The organism is Pseudomonas sp. JV449 (assembly GCF_032424295.1).
GTDB classification, from domain to species: Bacteria; Pseudomonadota; Gammaproteobacteria; order Pseudomonadales; family Pseudomonadaceae; genus Aquipseudomonas; species Aquipseudomonas marginalis.
On sequence record NZ_VYKD01000020.1, the window covers coordinates 29,899 to 44,987 of the forward strand.

Below are 15,089 nucleotides of genomic sequence, written 5' to 3' on the forward strand. Positions count from 1 at the left end.
CCGGGCTGACAGCGCCCGCCGAGAGAGGCCTCACAAGCGTTACTGGATGTTGGCGGACGCTTTACGAACCTGATCGACCACCGACTTCGGCAGCGGGATATAGCCCATCGAATCGGCGATTTTCTGCCCTTCGGTCAGGCTGTACTCGACCATTTCACGCATGGCCTTGGCCTTGGCCGGGTTGCCGTTGTCCTTGCGGAAGATCATCCAGGTGTAGGACGTGATCGGGTAGGACTTGGCGCCGTCCGGGTCCGGCAGCCAGGCCACCAGGCTTTCCGGCATTTTCACCGCAGCCAGGGCTTCGGCACCGCTTTCGGCGTTAGGTACCACGTACTTGCCGGCCTTGTTCTGCAGCTGGGCAAAGTCAACCTTGGCCAGCTTGGCGAAGCCGTATTCGATGTAGCCAATCGCGCCTGGGGTCTGGCGTACGGTGGCGGTCACACCATCGTTCTTCGGCGACTTGATGAATTTGTCGCTGGCTGGCCAGTTGACGGTGTTGCCTTCACCCAAGTCCTTCTGGAACTGCGGGTTGATGGCCGCCAAGTGCTTGGTGAATACGGCTGTGGTGCCGCTGGAGTCTGCACGCACGACCACGGTGATCGGCATGTCCGGCAGTTTCAGGCCAGGGTTGGCGGCGACGATCTGCGGATCGTTCCACTTGGTGATCTTGCCCAGGAAGATGTTGGAGTACACATCGCGTGGCAACTTAAGTTCTTTAGGATTGCCCGGCAGGTTGAACGCCAGGACGATTTCGCCTGCGGTCATCGGCAGCAGCTGCACGCCTTCGGCGACCTTGGCGATGTCTTCGTCCTTCATGGCCGAGTCACTGGCGGCGAAGTCCACGGTTTTGTTCAGGAAGTCCTGTACACCCGCGCCACTGCCTTTGGACTGGTAGTCAACCGTGACGCCTTCGGTCTTCTTGCTGAAATCCTTGAACCAGGTGAGGTAGATCGGCGCTGGGAAACTGGCGCCAGAACCTGTCAGACGGACGTTCTCGGCAGCAAATACCGAGGTGGCACTTAGAGAAACCGCAACGGCGAGTGCAGCTGACTTCATCAGACGTTTCATTCAGGGAAATCCTTGTGATTACGGGCTCCCGGAACTTTGCAGCAGCTTTGTTACGCTTTTATGAAAATTGGGTGGCAAACCGCTATTTCGTCCCGTCTTTCCGCCACAGCCACGTATTTCGATGTAATTGGTTGGTAACAAAATGCGACTAAGACTTTGCCATCTCCCCCACGACGCGAGTGCCTCCCATGTCTGCAGTAGACGACGCCTTGATCCAGCGCATCCACCGAGAGCTGCTGGATCACAGTGACGAAGAGCTGGAACTGGAATTATCCGAAGACGGGCACGACCTCAACGCGCTGTTCGACGAGCACGTCGAGGAAAGCCCCGAAAAGGCCGCGCGCAGGATTTACTTCAGCGAACTGTTCCGCCTGCAAGGCGAACTGGTGAAGCTGCAAAGCTGGGTGGTCAAGACCGGCGCCAAGGTGGTGATCCTGTTCGAAGGGCGTGATGCCGCCGGCAAAGGCGGTGTGATCAAGCGCATTACCCAGCGCCTCAACCCGCGAGTCTGCCGCGTCGCCGCACTGCCCGCGCCCAACGACCGCGAACAGACGCAGTGGTATTTCCAGCGGTATGTCTCGCACCTGCCGGCCGCCGGTGAAATCGTGCTGTTCGACCGCAGCTGGTACAACCGCGCCGGCGTCGAACAAGTCATGGGCTTTTGCAACGAAGACCAGTACGAGGAATTCTTCCGCACTGTACCGGAGTTCGAACGCATGCTCGCCCGCTCCGGCATCCAGTTGATCAAATACTGGTTTTCCATTTCCGACCAGGAACAGCACCTGCGCTTTCTCAGCCGCATTCACGACCCACTCAAGCAGTGGAAACTCAGCCCCATGGACCTGGAGTCGCGCCGGCGCTGGGAGGCGTACACCAAGGCCAAGGAAGTCATGCTCGAGCGCACCCACATCGCCGAAGCGCCATGGTGGGTGGTGCAGGCCGACGACAAAAAGAAAGCCCGCCTCAACTGCATCCACCACCTGCTTGGGCAAATGCCTTATGAAGAAGTGGAACTGCCGGTGATCGAGCTGCCGCAACGGGTCAGGCAGGAGGACTACTCGCGCAATCCGACGCCGGTGGAAATCATCGTGCCGCAGGTCTATTAACGCGGGATGCAATAGATTCCCCGGTGGTGAGCGCGCCGTTCAGTTAAGAGCGAACACCGTACCGGTGGTGAGCGGGCTTGCCCCGCGCTGGGCTGCGTAGCAGCCCCAATAAGAACGCCGCAGTGTGCCAGACAGTTCCGGGGCTGTGTTTTGGGGCTGCTGCGCAGCCCAGCGCGGGGCAAGCCCGCTCACTACAAGGGTCCATTCGCCATAACGTTTGCGCTTACGGCGTCGGCTCCACCTCCTTGAACACGAGCCCTTGGCTATCGCTGACCTGCCATGGGTTGGCAGCGCCGGTCTGGCTGAAGACCACGTGGTCGAAGCGTGAGTCTTTCAGTCCATCGATACGCGCCTTGGCCGCGCCGCGAAAGCGCACGCGCTCGAACACCAGGCCCTGATGGTAGGCGTTGTGCGCTGCATCACCCTTGACCTCGATCGCCGCCCCCTGGGCATTCTCGACGCTCACGTCGCTCACCCGGATGTCCTTGAACTGCCCCGCGATGGTTGAGCGCTGATAGTCGAGCTTGGCGTTAGGGTCGTTGTAGTCGAGGGTAAAAATGAACGCCTGCTTGACGGTGTTGCGGATCGCCGAGTCGCGGAATGTGACGTTGCGCGCGCCGCCGCCCATGAAGTTGGTGCTCTTCATGCGCAACCCGGCATCGGTGCCGTCCGACACGTTGTCTTCGGCCAGGATGTTCTGGATCCAGGCGCCGGTGTGGCTGCCGGCGACCACCATGCCGTGGCCCTTGCGGAAGTAGTTGTTGAAGATCCACGCGTCTTCCTGCGGCGGCTGGTGCACGGCATCGGCACCGGTGCCGGCCGCAAAATTCACGCAGTCATCGCCGGTGTCGAAGAAGTTGTTGAACACCATCGCGCCCTTGCTGTTGGCGAACTCGATGCCGTCGCCGTTGTTGGCGTCGTAGGTCGTGTGGGTGGTGTTGGCCAGCACCACGTTTTCGGTCTCCAGGTTCATGATGCCGTGGAACGCCGGGTTCACCACGGTGAAGCCGCCGTAGAAGACGTTCTTCACATTGCGCAGGGTAATCAGCGAGGAACGCATCTGCCCGTAGGCATCCTTGACGTTCATGCCGCGTGCCACGGCCTGTTCCACCTGCGCCTTGGCGAGGATGCCGTCCTGGGCATAGCGGGTATTGTCACTGGCCAGGTAGAACGGCAGTGCCTGGCCACGCTCGTCGACGACATCGGCGTTGCGCTTCCAGCCATTGCCATCGAGGGTGCCCTTGCCGACGATGCGGATGTTTTCGAATGACTGATGCTGGCGTGGATCGCGGGGCAACGCGTTGATCAGCGAAGCCGGGCGCACGGTGGTGGAATACGGGTACTGGATATAGCCGGCCAGCGGGTAATCTTCGGCGCGCTCGGAGCCGAGCAGGGTCGCGCCTTCGGCGATCTCCAGGGTCATGTTGCTCTTGAGGTAGAGCGCGCCGCTTTTGTAGGTGCCTTCAGGCAGCAAGACTGTGCAACCGACGGTGCAGGCATCGATGGCGTTCTGGATCGCCTGGGTATCGAGGTGACTGCCGTCGCCTTTGGCGCCGTATTTTTTCACGTCAAATACCGCCGCAACCGGGGTGGTGCGTTGCAGCACCGGGGCGCTGTCGGCGGATTCCTTGCCGCTGCCGTCCACCGAACGCACGGTGAAACGGTACGCAGTGTCGGGCTTCAAGCCTTGGGCAGTAAAGCTGTGAATGCCGATGCGATGGTGGAAGTTGGCGGTGTCTTGCCGATAAAACTGGTCGATGTAGGGTTTGGCCGGCGACACCTGGTCATTATTGGCATTGGCGCTGCCCAGCAGCGTGCCATTGGCGTAGACCCGGTAATCCTTGATGCCGGCATGCTCGGCAGGTTTTTCCCACACCAGGATGATTTGTCGGTCATCAAAGGCCAGCGTCGGTACCTGCAGTTTTGACGGGGCTTGCAGCGCCCATGACAGCGGGCTGCATCCAAGCGCCACGAGGGCCAGCGCGCAACGCACCGGTTTTTTTTTCGAGGGTTGATACGGCATGTTGTTCTCCTTGTTTTTGCCGGTATTCACACCGAGGGGCGCTACCTCTGCCGCCCGGATTCTTCGAGGTATTGGCTGCGATTGACGAAGGTTTCGCGGGGCATTTCGCGCACGTCCATGGACAGCGCCTCGACCTGCGGCAGCAGTTCAATCAGGGCGCCCAGCGTCGCCGAAGCCAGGCTGCGCTGTTGTTCGGCAGTGCGCCCGGCGAACAGGTACAGGGCAACGTGCACGAAGTCATCTTGAGTGCTGCCACAGCGGTAATGGCTGAAGCCGTTGAGCCGCACCTTGATGTCGCCGGGCTTGAATACGCCGAAGCTGTCGAGGGCATCGTGTACGGTCGCCAGCAGGGTGTGTTCGCCGATGCGCTGGGCCAAGGCCGCCGGGCAATCGATGATGCAGTGGGGCATGGTCAAACCTCAGATTGATGAAAGGACAGCGGCGCCACACAGGGCGCCGCAGACTGACAGCTTACTGGGCGCCCAGCGCCTTGATCAGCACGTCCAACTGCTCCACTTCTTCAGGCAGCAAGTCGGTCAACGGCGCGCGCACCGGGCCGGCGTCATGACCGACCAGGCGTGCACCGGCCTTGACGATACTCACGCCATAGCCTTCGCAGCGGTTGCGGATCGCCAGGTACGGCAGGAAGAAATCATCGATCAAGCGGCCCACGGTGGCGTGGTCGTCGGCGGCCACCGCGCGGTAGAAATCCATCGCGGTTTTCGGGATGAAGTTGAACACCGCCGAGGAATACACCGGCACGCCCAGGGCCTTGTAGGCCGCGGCATAGACTTCGGCGGTCGGCAGCCCGCCGAGGTAGGTCAGGCGATCGCCGAGGCGACGACGGATCGACACCATGGATTCGACTTCACCGATGCCATCCTTGAAGCCGATCAGGTTCGGGCAGCGCTCGGCCAACTGCTCGAGGCTGTCGGCATTGAGACGGCACAGGTTGCGGTTGTACACCACCACGCCGAAATCCACCGAATTGCACACCTGCTCAACGTGGGCCACCAGGCCTTTCTGGCTGGCTTCGGTGAGGTAGTGAGGCATCAGCAGAATACCGGCGGCACCGAGGCGCTCGGCCTCCTGGGCGTAGGCGATGGCCTGACGAGTCGGGCCCCCTGCCCCGGCGAGGATGGGCACCTGGCCCCTGCAGGTGTCCACCGCAGTCTTGATGATCTGCGTGTATTCCTTGGCTTCCAGGGAGAAGAATTCCCCGGTGCCCCCGGCCGCGAACAACGCGCTGGCGCCGTAGGGTGCCAGCCATTCCAGGCGGCGGGCATAGGTGTCGGCACGGAAGTCACCGGCCGCGTCAAAGTCGGTAACCGGGAACGAGAGCAAGCCGGAAGACAGGACTGTTTTTAGTTCTTGTGGCGTCATGTTCGCAAACCTCAAATCAAAAAATAAAGGGGGATACCTAAAGAGGTAAGTCATCGTACAACTGTAAGAGAGCGTTAGCTAGCCTCTAAGCGCTTTAGTTTGCGCCATTATCATTTGATTAATAAAAACAGATAGTTACGTGCAATAAATATGAATGCACGCATCTTCACCCACCCATAGTCATACTATGACTACAGAAATCAGCCGACCTTACGCCCGACAGACTCCTGACTGAAATCACGACTGGCCTGCACCAGCATGCGCGTGTAGTCGTGCACGGCCTGGTCCTGGCTCAAGGCCTGGCAGTCGAGCAACTCGACGATCCGGCCGTGCTGCATCACCGCTACCCGGTCGCACAAGTGAGTGACCACACCCAGGTCGTGGGTGACCAGCAGATAGGTGAGTTTCTCGCGCTGGCGCAGGTCCGCCAGCAAGTTGAGGATCTCGGCCTGGACCGACACATCCAGGGCCGAGGTCGGTTCATCCAGCAACAACACGCGGGGTTCAAGGATCAATGCGCGCGCAATCGCCACCCGTTGGCGCTGCCCACCGGACAGCTGATGCGGATAGCGAAAGCGGAAGCTGTCGTTCAGGCCGACCTTGAGCAGGATCTCGTTGATCCGATCGTCCTTGTCCCCTACCCCATGGATAATCAGCGGCTCGCGCAGGGCGGTGTCGATGGTGTGCCTGGGGTGCAGGGAGCCGTAGGGGTCCTGGAAGACCATCTGCACTTTGCGAAAGTGCTCCTTGGGAATCTTGTGCTGCAACGGCGCGCCGGCGATGCTCAGCTCCCCGTGCCAATGCCGGTATTGCCCGGCCAGGCAGCGCAGCACGGTGGTCTTGCCCGAACCGGACTCCCCCACCAGGCCGAACGATTCGCCGTCGGCGACACTCAGGCTCACATCGTGCAGCACCTGGTTGATGGCAGCGCCGGTGCCGAAACTCAGGTTCAAGGCGTGCGCTTGGATCATGGGCATGGTCAGGTTCCTTATTGAGTCAGCCAGAGTGGATCGCGCTTGAGCACCGGCAGGTGCACGCGACGGTTATCCATGCTCGGCAGCGCGGCCAGCAGGCCACGGGTGTAGGGATGCTCGGCGTATTGCAGGTCGCAGGCAGCCAGGGATTCGACCACGCGCCCGGCGTACATCACCAACACGCGGTCACAGTAGTTGCGCACCAGGTTGAGGTCGTGACTGACAAAAATCAGCCCCATCTGCTGCTGGTCCACCAACTCTTCCAGCACGTTGAGCACTTGCTGGCGCACCGAGACATCCAGGGCCGAGGTGGGCTCGTCGGCAATGATCACTTCCGGGCGAGTGATGACCATCATCGCGATCATGATGCGCTGGCCCATACCGCCGGACACCTCGTGGGGGTACAGGTTGTAGACCCGCTTCGGATCGCGGATATGCACCTGCTCGAGCATCTGCATGACCCGTTCGCGCGCATCACTGCGACTGGCCTTGTGGTGGGCCAGGTAGGCTTCGGCAATCTGGTCGCCCACCTTGACCACCGGGTTCAGCGAGTACTTGGGGTCTTGCATGATCATCGAGATGCGCTGGCCGCGAATCTTCTGCATCGCCTTTTCACTGGCCGAGAGCAGGTCGACCTCGCCAAACGCCATGGCCTTGGCGGTGATTCTGGCGCTGGGCGGATGCAGCTTGAGCAAGCTGCGCCCGACGGTAGACTTGCCTGAGCCGGACTCACCGACAATCGCCAGTTTCTCCCGCCCCAAGGTAAAGGACACATCGCGCACGGCGTGGGTTTCTTTCTGGCCACTGACGAAGCGCACATTCAGCCCTTCGACATTCAGCTTGATGGCAGACATAAGGTGTTCTCCGATTATTCGCTGCGCGGATCAAGGATGTCCCGCAGGCCATCGCCCAACAGGTTGAAGGCCAGGCTGACCAACATGATCGCCGCCCCGGGAACCGCCACCAGCCACCAGCACTCGAGCATGTAGCGGCGCCCGGTGGAAATCATCGCGCCCCACTCCGGCAGCGGCGCCTGGGCACCCAGGCCGAGAAAGCCCAAAGCGGCGGCGGTGAGGATGATCCCGGCCATGTTCATGGTCAGGCGGATGATCACCGAGGACAGGCACATCGGCACGATATGGCGCAGGATAATCCGCGCCGGCGACGCGCCTTGCAGTTCCACCGCGACGACAAAGTCGGCGTTGCGCAGGGACAGGGTTTCAGCCCGCGCGAGCCGCGCAATCGGTGGCCATGAGGTCAAGGCAATCGCCACCACCGCATGCTCCAGGCCAGGGCCCAGGGCGGCGATAAAGGCCAGTGCCAGGACCAGGCTGGGGAAGGAAATAAAGATATCGGTCAGGCGCATGAACACGGTGTCGACCGCTCCGCCGAAGTAGCCCGAGACGGTGCCGATAAACAGCCCGATGGGACCGACGATCACGGTTACCAGGGCAATGATGTACAGCGTGATCCGCGAGCCATAGACCAGCCGACTGAAAATATCCCGACCGTATTCGTCGGTGCCGAACCAGTGCGCCGAGCCCGGCGCCTGCAAGGCTGTGGCGAGGTTTTGCGCGACCGGGTCATGGGTGGCGATCCATGGCGCAAAGGCCGCGACCACCACCAAGAGCAGCGCAACCAGCAGGCCCGCCAGGGTCATGGGGTTGCGCAACAGGTGACGCAGCACCCGCAGGCCGCTCTTGCAGAAGGCATCGAAACTGGAGCCCGGCGAGCGATCCACCGGCCGCTTCGCCGCCGTGTCGATGGAAGACAGATTGGCATTCATAAGCATCTTCTCTGTGTGAATTCTGAAGGGCCGCAGCCCCACTCAACGCTGCTTGTAGACACCCAGGTAACGGGTGGCCTCGGCATCGTCACCACTGAAACCCTTGACGTCGGCAGCGCTGACCACGGTGTCGGTCATCTGCGAGATCATCAGGATCGGCCCCACCTGCTGGTCATAGAGCGTCTGCGCCTGGTGATACAGGCTGACCCGCTGCGCCGCATCGCGCGTCACGCCCGCCTGGTCGATCAGGCTGTTGAGCTGCGGATTGAAGAATGAAGCGCGCCAGCCCTGGAAGTTCGGCAAGCCGGCGTCATCGCTGTTGTTGGGGTTGTAGGCGAAGGTGCGCAGGCTGAAATACGGGTGCGGATAACGCTCGGCGCCGCGGGCCACGATGATCTCGAAATTGCGCGCGCGCATGGCGCCATAGACCTGGTTGCCGGTGCCGGTGACGATGCTGGCCTTGATCCCGCCCTCAGCCAGGGTCGCTTGCAGGCGCGCGGCGATGTCGATGAACGGCGGTTCCGACAGCGTGCGAATGGTGGTGTTGAAACCGTTGGGGTAACCCGCCTCGGCCAGCAGCTGTTTCGCCTTGGCCACATCCATGTGATAGCCCGGATCCGGCAAGCGCGCTTCCAGCCCCAGCTGCATCGGCTGCTGATTGAGCTTGCCGTAATACGGCATCACCTGTTCATCCAGACCCTTGTAGTCGATCAGGTTGCGCACGGCTTCACGCACCTGAGTCTTGGCAAACTCGGGTTGCTTCATGCTCATCGCCACGTAGTACATGGTGCCGCGCGGCAATGATTGCACCTGAATCTTGTCCGAGCCGTCGATGGCGCGAATGTCCGGTGCCGCCATGCCGTAGGCCAGGTCGAGGTCGCCGCGCTCGAGCATCAGGCGCAAGGATTGGGATTCGGTCATGTGCCGCACCACCACGCGCTTGAGCTTGGCCGCGCCGCCCCAGTAGCCGTCGAAACGGGTCAGCAGCAGCGAATCGTTGGCGCTCCATTTGGTCAGCACGAAGGGGCCACTGCCGGCCTCGTTGGTCACCAGCCAGCCGGCGCCGAGGTCGCCGTTTTTCTCATGGGCCAGGGCGGTCTTGCGGTCCACTACCACAGCGCTCGGCGAGATCGCCAGGGAGTCCACCAGCAGCAGCGGGTCCATGGTCTGCGGCAGGTCGATGACCAGGGTGTGGGCGTCCGTGGCGCGGATCAGCGATTGGATATTCTCGACGCTGTAGCCATAGGCCTTCCAGGTGGTGGCCAGGCCGAAATTGAGCTTCATCACCCGGTACAGCGACCACGCCACGTCCTCGGCGGTCAGCGGGTTGCCCGAATGGAATTTCACATCCTGGCGCAGATGAAAGGTCACCTGCTTGCCGTCTTCGCTGATGTCCCAGCGTTCGGCCAATTGCGGCAGGTGCTTTTCCGGGTTGCCCTGGTCACGCTTGATCAGCGTGTCGTAGAGGTTGGCGTTGACGCCGGAGGCATCCAGGCCGGGCGCATTGGCCGGGTCGATGGAAAACAGGTTGACCATGCTCATGCCGACGATCAATTGATCGACGGGGGTCTTGGCGCTGGCCGTTGTCATCGGCCCAAGGGCGAGCATCGCCGTCAACAGGCCAAGGTGCAGTGTTGAAAATACCGTCTTCATGCAAAATTCCTTCTTTTTATAGTTTTATCGGTACGGCGCAGTGGGTTAACGGGTACGGGGGTCGAACACCTTGTACAAGGCGTCGCTGATCAGGTTGAGCGCGACGAAAATCAAGCCGATCACCAACACGCAGCCCATCACCGCGTTCATGTCGCCGAGCATCAGGCTGCTGGTCAGGTACTGGCCGAACCCCGGCCAGGCAAACACGGTTTCGATCAGCACCGCGCCCTCCAGCAACGAGCCGTAGGCCAACGCAACCACCGTCAGCAACTGCACGAGGATGTTGCGAAACGCATGCCCCCACACCACCTGGCGCCGGGAAAGGCCCTTGACCCGCGCGGTGATGATGTACTCCTGGGACAGCTGCTCGAGCATGAAGCTGCGGGTCATGCGGCTGATATACGCCACCGAGTTCAGACCCAGGATCAGCGCCGGCAACACGATGTGGCGCAGAGCGCTGGCGAAGGCCTCCCAATCACGTGCCAGGGTCGAGTCGATCAGCAGCAGGCCGGTGACCTCGGGCACCATGCCGTCGTAGGCCAGGTCGATGCGCCCCGCTCCACCGGCCCAGCCGAGCCAGGCGTAGAACACCAGCAGCCCCATCATGCCCAGCCAGAAAATCGGCGTGGAGTAGCCGAACAAGGTGATCACCCGCGCCACGTGATCGCCGAGGCGCCCCTGGTTGCTGGCGGCACAGACGCCCAGGGGCAAACCGATCAGCACGCCGAACAGGATCGCCAGGGTGGCCAGCTCAATCGTCGCGGGGAAGACGCGCAGGATGTCGTCGAGTACCGGGTGGCCGGTCAACAGCGCATTGCCGAAGTCACCGTGGAGCAGGTCGTTGAGGTAAAGACCGAATTGGGTCCAGATCGGCTTGTCCAGGCCCATCGACCGGTACACCTGATCGTAGGTTGAACTGTCGGCATCCGGCCCGACGACCGCCAGCACGGGGTCGAGCGGCATGACCCGGCCGATGATGAACGTCAGGGCCAGCAGGCCGAGCAAGGTCACCAGCACCGTACCCGCACGCCGGGCCGTGTTGGACGCGCGAGCGCCCATGACAGAGGCAGTCATAACAAACATAGTGAGCTCCTGATAATCGGTCAGCGCTTCTTGTAGACGTCTTTGTAGCGTGTGGTCGCGGCGGTATGGCCCTGGAAGTCGGCCACGTCTTCGTACACCACCACGGTGTCGGTCATTTGCGAGACCGGCAAAATGGCCCCGACCTGCCGGTCGACCTGCTCCTGGATGTCGCGATACTGGGCCAGTTGCTTGCCTGTGTCAGGCTCGACTTCCGCGCGCTCGATCAGCTGGTTCAGCTCAGGGCTGTAGAAGGATGTGCGCCAGCCCTGGAAGTTGGTGAGCTTGGCCTCATCGCGGTTATCCGGGTTGTACACCAGCGTACGCAGGCTGGAGTGCGGATGCCGTTCCGCCCCGCCACCGCCGCGGCCGACGATGATGTCGAAGCTGCGCTCACGCATTGCGCCGTAGATCTGGTTGCCCGTGCCGGTGATGATGCTGGCATCGATACCGGCCTGGGCCAGGGTCGACTGCAGGTTGGAGGCAATGTTGATAAACGGCGGTTCGGCGAGCACGCGAATGGTGGTCTTGAAACCGTTCGGGTAACCGGCCTCGGCCAGCCAGGCCTTGGCCTGCTCGACGTTGAGCGTGTAGCCGGGATCCGGCAGGCGCGCGGCCAGGCCCAGGGGCAGCGGCCGTTGATTGATCACGCCGTAATGGGGCATGACGGTCTGGTTGATGCCCTGGTAATCGATCAGCGCACGCACGGCCTTGCGCACACGCGCATCGGCGAACATCGGTTGCTTCACACTCAGGGCGACGTAGTACAGGGTGCCGCGCTGCAAGGTCTGGGTGCGGACCTTGGCGCTTTTCTGCAGGGCTTCAATGTCCGGCGCAGACATGCCTTTGGCGATGTCCAGGTCGCCGCGCTCGATCATCAGGCGCAACGACTGCGACTCGGTCATGTTGCGCATGACGATGCGCTTGAGCTTGGCCGGGCCGCCCCAGTACCCGTCGAAACGGCTCATCAGGATCACGTCGTTGGCGCGCCAGTCATTGAGCACGAACGCACCGCTGCCGGCGGCGTGAGTCACCAGCCAGGCGGCGCCCATGTCGTTGTTCTTCTGGTGTTCGAGGACTTTTTTGCGATCGAGGACAAACGCACTCGGCGAGGTCGCCAGGGTGTTGAGCACCAGCAGCGGGTCGGTGGGCCGCGGCAACTCGATCACGAAGGTCGTGGCATCCGTGGCACGCATGTAGCGCTCGACGTTCTCGGCGGTAAAGCCGTAGGCCTTCCAGGTGGAAGCCAGCGCCAGGTTGAGCTTGAGCACGCGCTGCAACGACCAGGCAACGTCTTCGGCACTCAGGTCATTGCCGGACTGGAATTTCACGCCGGTGCGCAGGTTGAAGGTCAGGGTCTTGCGGTCGTCACTGACCTGCCAGCGCTCGGCCAGCGCCGGCACCAGGCGATCCGGCTGGGCAACGTCCTGCACCAGCAACATGTCATAGAGGTTGGCGTTGATCTCCGACACATCCAGGCCGGTGGCCGCCGCCGGATCGAGGGACAGCAGGTTGATCATGCTCATGCCGACGATCAATTGATCGGCCGGGGTTTTTGCGAAACTTGCAGGTACAGCGGTGACAGCCAGCGCGGCGACGAACACCCGCGCCCACAGCGAAGGGAAAATGCTCATAACAAGAGTGCCTTTTTTATATTTATTCTTGTATTGGTAGGTGCTCTTGATCAGCCCGACTCATGCCGGACTGACCGTGTGCACGTCAGAAGCTTTTAAGCGTATTGGTCTCGATGAAGTTGAAATCGATGTCTTCACCTAGGCCCGGCAAGTCGGACAGATGCACAAAACCGTCGCTGTCCATCGGGTCTACCAGACGCTTGAGGTAGGCCGGCACTTCGTCGTAATCCAGGTACGGGTGCAACAGGCCACGCTCATACCAGGTGCAGTTCTTGATCGCGCCGACGACAGCCAGGTTGGCCGCACCGTTGCCATGAATCTCGCAATCCATGCCGAAGGATTCAGCCAGGTGCGCAACCTTCAGGCACGGCGCAATGCCGCCGACGCCCGCCACACCGGCGCGCAAGATATCGCACACATCGTGCTTGACCCAACTGGCGCGGCTCAGGTGTTTGCCGGACAGGGTTTCCGGACCCAGCACCGGAATGTCCAACTGCCCCGCCAGCCAGGCATAGGACTCGGCGGACTCTTCCATCATCGGCTCTTCGAACCAGGCGAAGTCGAGCTTCTCCAGCTCACGCCCGATGTACAGCGCTTCGGTGCGGCTGTACCAGTGATAACCGTCCAACATCAGGGCGATGTCCGGGCCGACCGCTTCGCGTACCGCCGCACAAGCCTGCACGTCGATGCGCGGGCTCGGGGCGAAGGACACCGGCGGCATCCAGGTGTGCAGCTTGATGGCCTTGTAGCCGCGCTGCACCAGGGTCTCGGCAAAACGCCCGTAGTCTTCCGGGGTCGCCAGGCCACCGGGCAGTTCGTCGCCACACATGGTGGAGCCGTAGGCCGGCACCTTGTCGCGGAAACCACCAATCAACTTGTGCACCGGCACACCCAGTTTGCGCCCGGCCCAATCCCACAGGGCCTGTTCGACCAGCGCCAAGGCGCGGTCGGTCAACTGGCTGGCACTGCCACGCTGCCAATGCGCGAGGTCGTGCCAGATTTTTTCGCGATCGAAGGCGTTCTGCCCCACCAGCACTTTGCGCACGAAACCATCGAGCACATACGGGCGGATCAGCTCCGGGGCGCCGAAGGCATAACCCTCGTGGCCGTCTTCGGTCTGGATGCGCAGCAAAGCCATCTGCGCCTGGGTGACATCACCCGGGTGCGCATGGCCGGCGCTGTCCACTGCGCGGCGGGTCGGGTAGGAAAATACCTGGACGTTGACTGCTGTGATTCTCATGGACGTCGTAAGCCTTCTTATTGGATTTGTGACGGAAGTGTCGTCTGTTGCGACCGATCATAGGTCATCGTACAACACTTGAAAAGACCCAATAACCCGCCCCTCACCTGCATGCATTTTCAGTAAATCCCGGCAAAACCCTTATTTTTAAAGACAACCAAGGAATAACTCGGATTGCTGTAAAGCCCTATTCACTGGGCACATATATTTCAAGATGTTTCAAAACCACCGATAACCCATAGACGAGTCATCTTGTCGTACGATAACGTATATCGGCACCTTAGATGAGAGCCATCCGCAACAACCCATTGCCGTAGCAACCGTCAAACGACCCTAACAAAAACAAAAAAGAAGACCGTATGAACACCACCCTACGCACGCTCGTTACTGCCCTGACCCTCGGCCTGCCGCTGTATGTCAGCGCTGACTCTGCCAGCATCAACTACCGCCACCAGTTCACCGAGGAGGACAGCGCCCACGCTGACCGAATCAAGCTCAACTACCGCCTGGACAGTGGCCTGGGATTTGAAGCGGAAATGAAATACCGCACCGCCGGCGACCGTGAAGACGTCGCCTACGACAACATGGTCAACAACGGGCACGAGTTCACCGTGAGCTACAACTACAAACTCAGCGCGCAATCGACGTTGACCCCGGCGTTCCAGATGGACAGCTCGAAAGACTCGACCACCTACAAGTTCGGCCTCAAGTACAACTACAAGATCAACGACGCCTTCTACGCCGCCACGCGCTATCGCCTGGATGCCAAGAAGCTGGACCGCGACCAGGTCAACGAGGACTTGCCCGACCACATCAAGGATGACCAGACCACCCATCGTTTCGAGGGCTGGCTCGGCTACACGCCGGCCAGTAAGTGGGCGTATGAATATCAGTTCATCTACTTCAAGACTGACTACATCCGCTACGACAACAAGAAGAGCGATTACGAACAGAACCTGATCGTCAAATACAAGCTCACCAAGGAATGGGCCCCGTTCATGGAGATTGGTGATGTGAAGGTCAACGCCACGTCCGAAGACCGCCAGGCGCGGTGGCGCCTGGGCATCCAGTACAACTTCATGTAAAGCCCCCACGACTTGCCTGGCGAGTGCGCATCGCTCGACAGGCAAGCCACCTGCATT

At 61.1% G+C, this 15,089-nt stretch carries 13 protein-coding genes; 2 read left to right on the forward strand and 11 right to left on the reverse strand.

Annotation, left to right across the window (positions count from 1 at the left end; all coding sequences use genetic code 11):
- Positions 1–39 precede the first annotated feature (39 nt).
- Complete coding sequence (pstS, locus tag F6S08_RS20050; RefSeq protein ID WP_027603516.1) at positions 40–1,068, reverse strand: phosphate ABC transporter substrate-binding protein PstS; 1,029 nt, start codon at positions 1,066–1,068, stop codon at positions 40–42.
- A 188-nt stretch (positions 1,069–1,256) separates the two neighbouring features.
- Between pstS and ppk2 the strand changes: the two genes are divergently transcribed.
- Positions 1,257–2,174 carry a polyphosphate kinase 2 gene (gene ppk2 / locus F6S08_RS20055; RefSeq protein WP_065928085.1) on the forward strand — a complete coding sequence of 306 codons (918 nt, stop codon included), beginning with the start codon at positions 1,257–1,259 and terminating at the stop codon, positions 2,172–2,174.
- Positions 2,175–2,397: 223 nt separating this feature from the next.
- On the opposite strand, the gene F6S08_RS20060 is transcribed toward ppk2, so the two are convergent.
- The 10 genes from F6S08_RS20060 to F6S08_RS20105 all read right to left on the reverse strand — a co-directional run bounded on the left by F6S08_RS20060 (position 2,398) and on the right by F6S08_RS20105 (position 13,947).
- Entirely contained in the window at positions 2,398–4,197 is a 1,800-nt protein-coding gene (locus F6S08_RS20060; RefSeq protein WP_315872230.1) for a glycoside hydrolase family 28 protein, read from the reverse strand.
- A gap of 41 nt (positions 4,198–4,238) precedes the next feature.
- Positions 4,239–4,607, reverse strand: coding sequence for a 5-carboxymethyl-2-hydroxymuconate Delta-isomerase (locus tag F6S08_RS20065; protein ID WP_065947982.1), 369 nt, complete (start codon positions 4,605–4,607; stop codon positions 4,239–4,241).
- Positions 4,608–4,668: 61 nt separating this feature from the next.
- Positions 4,669–5,580, reverse strand: a complete 912-nt coding sequence (kdgD, locus tag F6S08_RS20070; RefSeq protein WP_065923974.1) for a 5-dehydro-4-deoxyglucarate dehydratase — start codon at positions 5,578–5,580, stop codon at positions 4,669–4,671.
- A 200-nt stretch (positions 5,581–5,780) separates the two neighbouring features.
- Positions 5,781–6,557 (reverse strand): ABC transporter ATP-binding protein, encoded by a 777-nt coding sequence (locus tag F6S08_RS20075; protein WP_315872231.1) that lies wholly within the window; start codon positions 6,555–6,557, stop codon positions 5,781–5,783.
- 11 nt (positions 6,558–6,568) lie between these two features.
- Positions 6,569–7,408: an ABC transporter ATP-binding protein gene (locus F6S08_RS20080; protein WP_065923972.1), complete on the reverse strand. Its 840-nt coding sequence runs from the start codon at positions 7,406–7,408 to the stop codon at positions 6,569–6,571.
- Between the two features lie 14 nt (positions 7,409–7,422).
- Positions 7,423–8,340, reverse strand: a complete 918-nt coding sequence (locus tag F6S08_RS20085) for an ABC transporter permease (protein ID WP_027603510.1) — start codon at positions 8,338–8,340, stop codon at positions 7,423–7,425.
- A 42-nt stretch (positions 8,341–8,382) separates the two neighbouring features.
- Positions 8,383–9,993: an ABC transporter substrate-binding protein gene (locus F6S08_RS20090; RefSeq protein WP_315872232.1), complete on the reverse strand. Its 1,611-nt coding sequence runs from the start codon at positions 9,991–9,993 to the stop codon at positions 8,383–8,385.
- Between the two features lie 45 nt (positions 9,994–10,038).
- Positions 10,039–11,076 (reverse strand): ABC transporter permease, encoded by a 1,038-nt coding sequence (locus F6S08_RS20095; RefSeq protein WP_065923970.1) that lies wholly within the window; start codon positions 11,074–11,076, stop codon positions 10,039–10,041.
- A gap of 20 nt (positions 11,077–11,096) precedes the next feature.
- On the reverse strand, positions 11,097–12,707 hold the full coding sequence (locus tag F6S08_RS20100) for an ABC transporter substrate-binding protein (protein ID WP_065947986.1): 1,611 nt from the start codon (positions 12,705–12,707) through the stop codon (positions 11,097–11,099).
- Between the two features lie 85 nt (positions 12,708–12,792).
- Positions 12,793–13,947 (reverse strand): mandelate racemase family protein, encoded by a 1,155-nt coding sequence (locus tag F6S08_RS20105; RefSeq protein WP_131698834.1) that lies wholly within the window; start codon positions 13,945–13,947, stop codon positions 12,793–12,795.
- 359 nt (positions 13,948–14,306) lie between these two features.
- On the opposite strand from F6S08_RS20105, the gene F6S08_RS20110 reads away from it, so the two are divergent.
- On the forward strand, positions 14,307–15,032 hold the full coding sequence (locus F6S08_RS20110) for an oligogalacturonate-specific porin KdgM family protein (RefSeq protein WP_065923967.1): 726 nt from the start codon (positions 14,307–14,309) through the stop codon (positions 15,030–15,032).
- Positions 15,033–15,089: the final 57 nt, after the last annotated feature.

Excerpts from the sequence above, each read along its gene's own strand:
- ppk2 (WP_065928085.1), top strand. The coding sequence starts at position 1,257 with ATGTCTGCAGTAGACGACGCCTTGATCCAGCGCATCCACCGAGAGCTG.
- F6S08_RS20085 (WP_027603510.1), bottom strand. The coding sequence starts at position 8,340 with ATGAATGCCAATCTGTCTTCCATCGACACGGCGGCGAAGCGGCCGGTG.
- F6S08_RS20080 (WP_065923972.1), bottom strand. The coding sequence starts at position 7,408 with ATGTCTGCCATCAAGCTGAATGTCGAAGGGCTGAATGTGCGCTTCGTC.
- F6S08_RS20090 (WP_315872232.1), bottom strand. The coding sequence starts at position 9,993 with ATGAAGACGGTATTTTCAACACTGCACCTTGGCCTGTTGACGGCGATG.
- F6S08_RS20060 (WP_315872230.1), bottom strand. The coding sequence starts at position 4,197 with ATGCCGTATCAACCCTCGAAAAAAAAACCGGTGCGTTGCGCGCTGGCC.
- F6S08_RS20105 (WP_131698834.1), bottom strand. The coding sequence starts at position 13,947 with ATGAGAATCACAGCAGTCAACGTCCAGGTATTTTCCTACCCGACCCGC.
- F6S08_RS20110 (WP_065923967.1), top strand. The coding sequence starts at position 14,307 with ATGAACACCACCCTACGCACGCTCGTTACTGCCCTGACCCTCGGCCTG.
- F6S08_RS20075 (WP_315872231.1), bottom strand. The coding sequence starts at position 6,557 with ATGCCCATGATCCAAGCGCACGCCTTGAACCTGAGTTTCGGCACCGGC.
- pstS (WP_027603516.1), bottom strand. The coding sequence starts at position 1,068 with ATGAAACGTCTGATGAAGTCAGCTGCACTCGCCGTTGCGGTTTCTCTA.
- F6S08_RS20065 (WP_065947982.1), bottom strand. The coding sequence starts at position 4,607 with ATGCCCCACTGCATCATCGATTGCCCGGCGGCCTTGGCCCAGCGCATC.
- F6S08_RS20095 (WP_065923970.1), bottom strand. The coding sequence starts at position 11,076 with ATGTTTGTTATGACTGCCTCTGTCATGGGCGCTCGCGCGTCCAACACG.
- F6S08_RS20100 (WP_065947986.1), bottom strand. The coding sequence starts at position 12,707 with ATGAGCATTTTCCCTTCGCTGTGGGCGCGGGTGTTCGTCGCCGCGCTG.
- kdgD (WP_065923974.1), bottom strand. The coding sequence starts at position 5,580 with ATGACGCCACAAGAACTAAAAACAGTCCTGTCTTCCGGCTTGCTCTCG.